This is a genomic window from Flavobacterium sp. GNP011 (assembly GCF_056428925.1).
In genome coordinates this window covers 19,570-27,903 of the sequence record NZ_JBWJVJ010000027.1, presented here as the reverse complement: position 1 = coordinate 27,903, position 8,334 = coordinate 19,570, and the positions used below count along the sequence as shown (strand labels likewise).

Sequence of the window (8,334 nt, the reverse complement as noted above, 5' to 3'; positions counted from 1 at the left end):
CAGTCGGTGATCTAAGCCATAAGCGCCCGGTTCATCGAGCACGAATCGATTACTTATTTTAATAAATTAGTGGGGTTCTTAGGAACCCCATTTTTAACAAATAATCAATGAAAAAAATCAGCATACTATTAGTTTTTATCTTACTCCTTTCATGTAAGAAGAAAATAGAAGAAAAAAGGGAAGATATAAATTTTGCGAATTGGTCATCAATTGAAAAACAAGCTACAGGCAAAGATATTACCATGGTCATGTGGATGGGTGATGCAAAAATAAATGCTTACATGAGGAACTATATTATTCCTAAAGTTAAAAATGAAAATAATATTAATTTACAAATAATTGATGGTCAGGGGTCAAAAGTAGTTCAGCTTTTAATGACAGAACAACAAGCAAATAAATCTAATAGTGATGTAGATTTAATGTGGATAAATGGGGAAACATTTTATCAACTAAAACAAATTAATGGTTTGTATGGTCCATGGACAGATAAATTACCAAATGCAAAGAATATCGATTTTAAAAATCCTTTCATTGGAACCGATTTCCAGCAGCAAATCAACGGCTTTGAATTACCCTGGGGAAACGTTCAGATGACATGGATTTACAATAGTGATAAAGTTAAAAATCCTCCTCAAACAAGAGCGGAATTATTAATGTTTGTAAAACAAAATCCTGGCATCTTTACTTTTGATAATCAATTTACAGGCTTAACTTTTTTAAAATCATTGCTAATAGATATTTCAGGAAGCAAAGATAATTTGTCAGGAGATTTCAACAGCAAAAAGTACAAAGAATATAGTACAGAATTATGGCAATACATCAATGAGTTAAGACCTTATTTATGGAGAAAAGGAACAGTATTTCCTGAAAATGTAGCTCAAGTACATCAACTATTTTCTAATGGTGAACTTTGGTTTACAATGAGTAACAATGATGCAGAAGTAGATAGTAAAATAGCTGAGGGCCTTTTTCCTAATTCTACAATGGCTTATGTACCAAAGTTTGGAACAATTCAAAATTCACATTACATAGGAATATCGTCTAATAGTGCGAATAAAGCTGCAGCTATGGTGGTTGCAAACGCATTAATTTCTGTTGAAGCACAATCAAAAAAAATGAATCCAATTATATGGGGTGATGGAACTGTTTTAGATTTAAATAAATTGTCGGAAAAGGATAAATCAATTTTTCAACAAATACCTGCAAGAATTAAATCGCCAAAACGAAATGATATTCAAAATAAAGCATTAAAAGAATTAGCTCCAGAATACATGGTAAAACTTGCAGAAGATTTTAGAAAATATGTAATAAATAATCAAGCACAAAATTGAAGTTAGGCAAACTTAATATCATTCTATTTATTCTATTTGTGGCGGTACCTGTCTTTTCGGGACTGGCATATGCTTTTTTATATAGCATTGGGATTTTTGGGATTTTAAATTCAGAGATAAACTTTGATGCTTGGAAATCAGTCTTAACCGATTTTCATTTCTGGAAAAGTATTTTATTTAGTTTATATGTTGGTATTGTAAGTGTGTCTATTAGCAGTGTTTTATCCTTTTTAATAGCAAAAAGTTGGCGATCAAATTTCAAGAGTGGACTACTTAGTTATGTAATTTATCTACCGTTGTGCTTTCCTGCAACGGTAGTTGCATTCTTTATTTTCCAAATGTTTTCGCAATCTGGATTTGTTTCTAGAATTACGAATTATCTCCAAATTACTGATGGAATTTCTAACTTTCCCGTTCTTATAAACGACACACTTGGAATAGGAATCATATTTACAATGATTCTATTGATTTCCCCTTTTTTTATCATATTATTTTCTGCGGTATACGAATCAGAAAGGATCGATGAACTGTCAGATTTAGGATCGACGTTGGGAGCTTCGAAAAGTCAAATTATGAAAAAAATTGTAATACCAATTGTTTTTAAAAAAACAGCCGTTTCTTTAATATTATTTATACTATTCGTAATGGGTAATTATGAAGTTCCATTATTATTAGGTGGGCAAAATCCACAATTAATTTCAGTAGCAATTGTTCAAAAAATAACACGATTCAACTTGTACGATATTCCTAATGGTTTTGCAATGAGTATTATTTATGTTACTTTTTTGATTGTATTGCTTGGGTTTTTAGCAATTAAAAATCCTAACTTTTTTGCAACAAAAGAACACAATGATTAAAAGAGTCTGCCAATATATTTTTATAAGTGCCATTGGATTTCCATTGCTATTCCTACTAATACTTTCATTGGGGAAAAACTGGATATTTCCGAACATTATTCCTGTAGAATTATCAATTGGAAATTGGTTAAGTATTCTATCAACTGAAGCAAATATTGTAGCGCTGTTTTTGAATTCATTATTATTATCTACCATAGTCGCTATACTTGTAACTTCTTTTAGTTTTATAATTTCAAAGTCTATAGCATATAGTAAAAATAAAACCTTGTATATATTGCTTGCGTATATACCATATTTATTATCACCAGTAATTATGGCTGTTTTATTTCACTATTTTTTTATAATCAGTAATCTGACTGGTACATTTTTTGGCGTTATATTGGCGCAATTTTTAGTTTCATTTCCATTTGGCATTATTATTTTCATTAGCTTTTGGACTAACAAAATAAAGAAAATAGAAGATTTAAGTTACACACTAGGAAGTTCGCAAAAACAAACATATATTAAGATTATCTTACCACTATCAAAGCATGTTTTGCAATTGTGTTTCTTTCAGATTTTTCTAATTTCATGGTTTGAATATGGGCTTACAAGTATTATTGGTACCGGGAAAATTATGACTTTAACTTTAAGTGTTTTTAAATATATAAATGAAGCTAATATTTTTTATGCTGCATTTGCTTCAGTACTTCTAGTCATTCCACCTATGCTTTTAGTATTCATTAATAAAAAACTACTATTTTTTGTAGAAAATAATACCATATTATGAATATCCTAGAAGTAAAAAATATTTCGAAAACCTTTGGATTAGAGAGTGTACTCAAAGATGTATCTTTAATACTGGAAAAAGATAAGACTTTAAGCTTACTCGGAGCATCTGGAAGCGGAAAATCGACACTTTTAAAAATTATTGCTGGTCTTGAAAAACAAGATAAGGGCAATCTTTATCTAAACGAGTTAGAGGTCAGTAATGTCAAACCGCAAGAAAGGCAGTGTGTCTATCTATACCAAGAGTCACTTCTTTTTCCCCATCTAAATGTTTTTGAAAATATTGCATTTGGATTACGTATTAAAAAAGAAAAAGAAGATATTATTCAACAGAAAGTTAATAGTATAATTGAATTAATTGATTTAAAAAGTCAGTCCTTAAAGATGACAAATCAACTTTCAGGTGGACAAAAACAAAGAATTTCGTTTGCAAGAGCAATTGTGATTGAGCCTAAAATATTATTGTTAGATGAACCATTTGGAGCTTTAGATAGTGTTACAAGAAAACAAATGCAAGTTCTCTTTAAGGATTTGGTGCATCAAATGAATGTATCGTCAATTTTTGTAACGCACGACATCAAAGAAGCCATAATAATGGGAGATGCTCTCGGAAAAATCGAAAATGGAATTTTAAAGCAATATAGCAGCCCCACTGACTTTATAAAAGATAAAAATTCTGGCGTACAAGAGGAAATCAATTTTTGGCAACAATATAATTTATAGTCTATGAAGAAATTAAAAGCAGCAGTTGTTTCAAATGGAATAGAAGGATTGAAAAATTACTTTATTTCAAGTGAAGTTATTCACTACAGTTTTCTGGAAATTTCAAATGATTTTGATCCAGATTTAGAATCGTACCAATTACTTATTGTCCCAAATGGAAGTGATAGTATTGCTATGTCTAAAATTAAAGATAAAGTTGCAAATTTTCTAAATGATGGTAAAGCATTATTTTGTTTTGATGGATGGTTCACAAATTGGGTACCAAACAATCAATGGATTATGAGTAATGATTTAAAAAGTATTGATCAAAGGTATACTGTGAATTCAGATAGAAACAATTTACTTGAAAATGTGGATATTCAGGATTTGATATATAGTCATAAAATGAGTGGATGGTGGTCTTGTGGATACATTAATGTAAGTGAACAAGCAGAAGTTATTCTGCAAGATACCTGGAAAAGACCAATAGTTGTATTGGATGAAAAATCAACGAAAGGAACACTATTTTTAACTGCGAGCGCACCATTAGGCGATACAGGTATTACAAATACTAACTATAATCTAAACAATTCTTTAGCGCAATTGTATCAAAATATTGTATTTTTAATCATAAAAAAACTAGAATCATGAAAAAAATAGGTTTAATATTTAATGGTGTTTGGAGTCATTATACTTTTGCTACGGCTCCAAAATATACTAATAGCATAAAATTATTATACGTTTATGATTTATCAAAAGAATTATTAGCTGATTTAGAAGCTATAATTATTCCATTTCAATCCAATCATATTGAAATAGCAAAGCATAAAGATTTACTGTATTTTTTTTTAGCTCAAGGAAAAAAAATCATGGTAGAAGGTGATTCTTCTGCAAATTGGCTTGATGCTAAATGGGAAGACAGACCAGTAAATAATTATTGGTGGGTAGATAATCCAAATAATCCTCCAATATCTGAAACTAATTTTTCTCATCCGTTGTATAAAGGACTATCGCCAAGACATTCTTGTTGGCACACACATGGGGCGTACACATCTATTCCAACTAATGCAACTGTAATTCAAAGAAAAGATGATACGGATATAATAACATGGGAAACAACTCAATATGGTGGACATTTATTAGTAACTACATTAGATCCTATTGTTGAACATGGCATACAGCAAATTACACATTTAGATAATTATGTTGACAAACTTATTTTTTGGCTTACTGGAGAAAATGTTTCAGGTACATTTCAGATACCTGCAGAGAATTACGGAGTTGAATTACCAATTATTTTATAATCCAGATAAATGCTAAAGGTCACTATTCAAAATGGTTATAATGAAGTTGTTTTTCAAAATAAATTGAACTCAGAAAAACAAAAAGAATCAGTGTGTGGTCCTATTTTTAATCCAATAAGAGAAAAATATTCGGAATTTAGGGGATATATCGAAGACGCAAATTTAGGTCTAGGCTGTGGTTTTCCATTTGAATTTATCTCCTATGATGACGATGATAAAATAGTTGATTTAGGATGTGCTGCTGGTATAGACTGTTTTATTATGGCTGATAGAATAACTAATAAAGGTTCAGTTACCGGCATAGATTTAACTGAAAGTCTGATTATAAAAGCAAATTCAATAGCAAATAAATATCTAATAAAAAATATTAAATTCATATGCGGAGATATTGAAAAATTATCCTTCGAAAATGAGACTATAGATACAATAACAAGTAATGGAGTATTCAGTTTATTGCCTAATTTGATGCACACATTTGAAGAAGTATTTAGAATTTTAAAAAATAACGGACAGTTTTGTTTTTCTGATATTAACAAAAAAGGAAAATTTGGACCTGAGCTTTATCCGCAAATAAAAGAATTTACAGGTTGTTTGAATGGAATACGATATCAAAAACTGTATATAGATTATTTGCTAAAAGCTGGGTTTTCCTCCATTGAAATAGTAAATGAAAGACCAGTTATTTTACCAAAAGAACTGCGATCTGCTGATCAAGAGAATATACTTTTTATTACAACTTTTAAAATAAAAAAATAATTATGAATACATCATTTGAGCATATACAATCAATTTATTGGGTCTTTACCCAGTTGTGTAATGATGATTGTGACCATTGTTATAATGACTCTAGTCCTTTTGGTAAAAGAATAAGTGAATCCGACTGTATGAAAATTATAGAAAATTTACCGAAAAGAGTAGATCGATTAATTTTAAGTGGTGGTGAACCTCTAGCAGATATAAAACTATTATATTCTATATTGGATAAAGTAAAGGAAAAGTATCAGGATTCTATTCAAATCATGTTGCAAACCAATGGGGATTTATTAAATGTTGAAAAATTACAGATCTTAATCCAAAAAGGAGTGCAACGCTTTGATATTGCAAGCATAGATAGATATCATAAAAAAGCAGGCGGCAGACTACTAGAATTAGCAGATATTTTTGCAAGTTGTAATGTCATCGGAACAGAAAATGACCCACTAATTGATGGTGAACATTACTTAACTCAAAACCCTCTAAGTTGGGGTTATTGGGGCGCAAATGACGACATGTGGTTAGGAGGAAATTGGGCACGAGGTAAAGCACTAAAAAATAATATTTGGTTAAAAGATTCTAAACATAATTTTTGTTCAATACTTTCTGGAGCTCGAAACTTTTTAGGCGGATATTCAGATATTCCACAGGAAATTAGTATACAATTATGGCGAATAAATCCATGTTGTCCAGGAACACATTTTCCGATGGGCGATGCTAGACAAGAAAAAGTTAGCACTGTTTTGGATCGAGCATCTAAAAGCGCAGTATTTAAAATTTTAAATGAGGGAGAACCATTAAAGATGGGAATTTCATTGGGTGTGACCGAAGAAGAAGCTATATCTAAAAATGAAGAATTACAAAATATTTGTAAATATTGTGATCATTTCTTTAAGTGCCATAAGGAAGAAATATTTGATAAAAATGGAATTAAAGAGGCTATTTTGTGAGTGCAATTTTAAAACTTTCAGAACAATTACTTTCCAATATTAAACACGGTAATTCATATCAAAATGAAATTATCGAACTGAGTCAAATAAGGTATGAAAATCTGTTAATGGAATTAGAAATAGACAATCATAAAAAGACCTTTTGGCTCAACATTTATAATTCATTTTATCAAATATATGCAAGAACAATTCTAGACAAATCAATTTATACGCAAAAGGTCATTATTATAGCAGATATGTTTTTCTCCTTAGATACTATAGAACATGGAATTTTAAGAAAAGGCAAATTTGTGATTGGCTTTGGTTATCTAAAGAATCCTTTCTATGCTAGTTATATTAAACAACTACAAGTAAACAATATAGATTACAGAATTCATTTTGCATTAAACTGCGGTGCAATCAGTTGTCCACCGATCTTTGTATACGAATTCGAACAATTAGATAAGCAGTTGAATTCAGCCACTGATTCGTTTATTGAAGCAGAAACGACTATAAATGCTGACAGCAAAACAATTTCCACATCCAAGCTTTTCTTATGGTATAAAGGTGATTTTGGCTCAAATAAAAATATTAAAATATTAATCGGAAAAATTTTCAATCTACAAATAAATGACTACGTACTAAAATATACTGATTATAACTGGACAAAAAAATTAGATAATTACAGTTAATATTTTCACTCATTTAAGTTTCTAGTGGCTTTTTAATATTGAAATCAACTCATCATAAAAATTTTGATAAGCATTTTGTTTTTTAAGAACTGATGAATTTATAATTATGATATTTACCCTGTAAAATATTATGATTACAAAATCAAAAAAATCACTTAAAAAATTTTATTTTTGGTACTGCTTATTTTTGGAGCATAAAATAGCAAACTTAAAAAAATTGTATCTTATTTGTACCTTCAAACACTATAGCCCAACAATACAGAATGATTTAACTTTCTGTATCGGCAAATAATTTTATCCAAACTTTACTCCCATTACTCTGGCTGCCTATTCCTGCTATACTCTACAAGTCCGCGGGAATCGCCTTAAAAACATAAACCCAAAACGAGCTTCCGTTGGTCGCTGTTTTGGGTTTTGTTTTTATTAGGCTCTTACCCTTGCGGGCTTTTCGTTGCTATCAGGGGCAGGGAAAGTTAGTTTTCGTTAAAAAATTAAAGTATTGGTGACGGTGTAGGCTTACGAGATGATTTTGGAACAGTACTAGCATTCTTATGTTCAAATGACGCCAAGAAGTATCACTACTCTTAATTAAAGCCAATAATTAAATTAAAAGCCATTTACATTTCAAATTAAACACCATATGACTTCTTCATCATATAATAAAACTCATTTCATTAGATCAGTAAATCAATTGGTATAAATAAAATATATAGCATTAAAGGGTAGTAATGAAAATATATTAACTAAAGTTATTTTATTGGCAACTTGGCAGTAATAGTAGTGGAAAACTGTATAAAATCAAATCTATGAAGAAAGAAAAGAATAAAATAGAATTTTAATTTTATCATTAATGTTATTATTTACTAACTTAATCTTTGCACAAAAATATCTTTTACCAAATGAGAAATTAATTTACAGATTCGAAACTCAAAATGGAAAAAAACTCGTCCTAGCTAAAGATAAAAACGATAAATACATAATCTATAGATTTGGGACGG

At 29.8% G+C, this 8,334-nt stretch carries 9 protein-coding genes; all 9 read left to right on the top strand.

From position 1 onward, the window contains the following. The first annotated feature begins 107 nt into the window (after positions 1–107). Genes AC061E_RS15960 through AC061E_RS15920 form a run of 9 tightly spaced genes read left to right on the top strand, consistent with a single transcriptional unit; the run spans position 108 to position 7,336 of the window. Entirely contained in the window at positions 108–1,331 is a 1,224-nt protein-coding gene (locus tag AC061E_RS15960) for an ABC transporter substrate-binding protein (protein ID WP_478287144.1), read from the top strand. Continuing rightward, positions 1,328–2,188 (top strand): ABC transporter permease subunit, encoded by an 861-nt coding sequence (locus AC061E_RS15955; protein WP_478287143.1) that lies wholly within the window; start codon positions 1,328–1,330, stop codon positions 2,186–2,188. Before AC061E_RS15960 ends, AC061E_RS15955 begins: the two co-directional genes overlap by 4 nt. Beyond that, complete coding sequence (locus AC061E_RS15950) at positions 2,181–2,957, top strand: ABC transporter permease (RefSeq protein ID WP_478287142.1); 777 nt, start codon at positions 2,181–2,183, stop codon at positions 2,955–2,957. Before AC061E_RS15955 ends, AC061E_RS15950 begins: the two co-directional genes overlap by 8 nt. Then, positions 2,954–3,679, top strand: a complete 726-nt coding sequence (locus tag AC061E_RS15945; RefSeq protein ID WP_478287141.1) for an ABC transporter ATP-binding protein — start codon at positions 2,954–2,956, stop codon at positions 3,677–3,679. The genes AC061E_RS15950 and AC061E_RS15945 overlap by 4 nt, the downstream gene beginning before the upstream one ends. 3 nt (positions 3,680–3,682) lie before the next feature. Beyond that, positions 3,683–4,309, top strand: coding sequence for a hypothetical protein (locus tag AC061E_RS15940; protein ID WP_478287140.1), 627 nt, complete (start codon positions 3,683–3,685; stop codon positions 4,307–4,309). After that, on the top strand, positions 4,306–4,962 hold the full coding sequence (locus AC061E_RS15935) for a hypothetical protein (protein ID WP_478287139.1): 657 nt from the start codon (positions 4,306–4,308) through the stop codon (positions 4,960–4,962). Before AC061E_RS15940 ends, AC061E_RS15935 begins: the two co-directional genes overlap by 4 nt. A gap of 9 nt (positions 4,963–4,971) precedes the next feature. Further along, entirely contained in the window at positions 4,972–5,718 is a 747-nt protein-coding gene (locus AC061E_RS15930; protein ID WP_478287138.1) for a methyltransferase domain-containing protein, read from the top strand. Positions 5,719–5,720: 2 nt separating this feature from the next. Beyond that, positions 5,721–6,665 (top strand): radical SAM protein, encoded by a 945-nt coding sequence (locus AC061E_RS15925; RefSeq protein WP_478287137.1) that lies wholly within the window; start codon positions 5,721–5,723, stop codon positions 6,663–6,665. Continuing rightward, positions 6,662–7,336, top strand: a complete 675-nt coding sequence (locus tag AC061E_RS15920; protein ID WP_478287136.1) for a DUF547 domain-containing protein — start codon at positions 6,662–6,664, stop codon at positions 7,334–7,336. Before AC061E_RS15925 ends, AC061E_RS15920 begins: the two co-directional genes overlap by 4 nt. Positions 7,337–8,334 lie beyond the last annotated feature (998 nt).